Below are 2,369 nucleotides of genomic sequence, written 5' to 3' on the forward strand. Positions count from 1 at the left end.
GGCGCCCGGTCGATCTTGCCGGTGGCGCTGTGGGTCTGCGCCAGCAGCGCCAGCAGGATCTCCCGATCGATCGGCGCCAGCGTGAGGGCGGGCGGCAGCACCCGGCGCAGCGATGCCGAGAGGGGCGCGCCCGCCGGCAGCAGGACCATCACGGGATGCGGCAGCGCCAGCGCGGTCACGATCTCGCTCTCGGCCCGCGCATAGGCATGGTCGGGCAGCCGGTTGGTTCCGATCTCGTAGGGGCGGATCACCTGCAGGACCTTGGTGGCACCGCCATGCGGAGCCCGCAGCTGCGCCGACCAGCCCTGCGGCAGCATCAGCCGCCCGATGGTCTTGGCCGCACCGTCCAGCGCGTGCGGCTCGACGCCGTCAAGGACCGTGAGTGCGCGGGGGCGAAGGCCGTCCGCGAGAAAGCGCTCCTCGGTGGTGAAGGTCGCGGCGAGGCGCAGGGCCATCAGGATCCTATCCGGGGCGATGATGTGCGCCGGCTGGTCGGACCCGGTCGCGTCCAGGGCCCAGCCGTCCGCGCCGGCCTCGCGCAGCGCGTCGAGCTCGCCTGCGTCGCGGAGCTGGCTGGCCTCGAGCTCGTCCAGAAGCTCGATCGCCGAGGGGGTGGCGCCGCGCTCCGGCGGAGCGATCACGTCCCCTTCGGTGGCGTCCAGATCGAACTCCGACGCGCGGGCGCTCTCGGCCTGCCGCAGGCGACGGAGCAGGATTCGTCCGTAGCGCGCCCATGGGGCGCTGGAAGAGGTGGGTGTCGGCATGTCGGGGGCCTCCATGGCAAGGGCCGGCTGACGCCGGAACGGACTCTGAGAAAGGGGGGAAGGGACGGAGAGGGCCGGGATCAGTCCGGGACGGGGGCGCCGTCGGCGAGGGCGTCCAGCATCTGCAGGATCTCGGGCGCGAGCGTCGCGGCGTAGATCTCCGACTTGACCCGCAGGTGATCCCGGTACGTCTCGTGCGGCACCACCGCGCCCGGATGCGCGCGCTTCAGGGCACGATGCATGCGCTTCTCGAGGCGCAGCGCCTCTCGGCCGGTGCTGACAGCGACCGTTCGCAGGAGGGTCCCGCCGATCTCGGGGCTGCACATCAGCTGGTGACGCAGCCGGCTCCGCGGGTTGAGCGAGTAGCCGAGCTTGACCATGCCCGGGCCGGCCGGCAGCGTAAACCGCATGAGGTAGATGCTGCTCGGGGCGGCCGACCAGCGGACGCCGCAGCCTGCGCAGCTGACCCGTTCTGACCGCATGTTGCAGAGCGCGATCTCCTGCTCGTGTCCGCAGCCATGCCGGTAGCGGCGGTAGTTCGAATTGTACGCGCGTGCGGGGCCGAGCAGCGTCCAGCCGGCGATCCTTGCTTCGGCTGCCTCCTTTGCCCGTTGGCAGGTCTCGCAGCGCAGCGCGCAGGTGCCGGCCGCGATCCGCTTGATCAGCTCGAACTGTCGGCTGACCACGTGGCCGCAGGGCGCGCGATAACGGCCGCGCTTGCGGTCATGCCGGTCGCGTCCCTGCCACTCGAGGCCGGCCGCCGCGGCATCCGCCTTCCAGCGGCCTTCGACGCAATGGGGGCAGAGTGGGGTGCTGCCGGTCACGACGCTGTGGCGCTTGTCATGGTCCTGCCCGCAGGTCTGGCACTGCAGGACGACCCGGGCGAGGTCCTTGTCGCGACCCGTGATGCGGAAGCCCTTGTCGTGGGCCATCTGCTGCCAATGGGCGTGGATCGACATCGCCGCGTCGAGCGGCGTGGGCGAGGGGATGGTGGTGTCGGGCTGGGTCATGGCGAGACCTCCAGGCAAAGCGTGGCCGTGCCGCGGCCGGGACGGGCGCGGAGGACGGCACGCGGAGATGACGTGCGAACACGGGGGGGAGACGCCCGGCGCGGCAGGGCGCGCGGGCCTATGGAATTGTGGCTGGGGGTCTCGCTAGAGCGCCGGGACGGCCGTCAGCTCGATGGGCTCGCGGTCCGGGGCGGCCTCATCCCAGGCCGCGACAGGATCGTTGAACTCGCCGAGATCGGCCAGCGCCGCGATCTGCCCGTGGCAGGTCTCCAGCATCTGCCGCACCCGGGCGGCGATCACTCCGGCCTCAAAGCAGCCGAAGAGCTCCGCGTGGCTGCCGAGCAGGCGGTGCAGGGACGTGAACGAGGCTTCGCTTGCGCTCTCGATCAGGGCGTGGACCAGCATGGCCGACCGCTTGAGCGGCAGATCCTCTCGGCGGACAACCGGCGCGGAGGTCATGCCTCCCGCAAGGTCCAGCACCGTGGCGCGGGCGCGCTCGGCGTCTTTCGTCCAGTCCGCGAAGGCCGGATCAAAGCAGTCCGCATGTTCGAGGTCGCGCTCGTATTCGATGTACCCGGAGAGTGCCGGGATCAGC

Annotated in this window: 2 protein-coding genes and 1 pseudogene; all 3 read right to left on the bottom strand. The window is 71.4% G+C overall.

All coding sequences use genetic code 11. The features are described 5' to 3' along the window. Positions 1-764, bottom strand: a pseudogene (locus OCH239_RS23035) (hypothetical protein); the annotation flags it as partial. Positions 765-844: 80 nt separating this feature from the next. After that, on the bottom strand, positions 845-1,774 hold the full coding sequence (locus OCH239_RS21240; protein ID WP_037267463.1) for a hypothetical protein: 930 nt from the start codon (positions 1,772-1,774) through the stop codon (positions 845-847). Between the two features lie 144 nt (positions 1,775-1,918). After that, a partial coding sequence (locus OCH239_RS23235; RefSeq protein ID WP_051489727.1) for a hypothetical protein occupies positions 1,919-2,369 on the bottom strand: 451 nt, incomplete at its 5' end.

It is taken from the genome of Roseivivax halodurans JCM 10272 (assembly GCF_000521785.1).
Classification (GTDB): Bacteria; Pseudomonadota; Alphaproteobacteria; order Rhodobacterales; family Rhodobacteraceae; genus Roseivivax; species Roseivivax halodurans.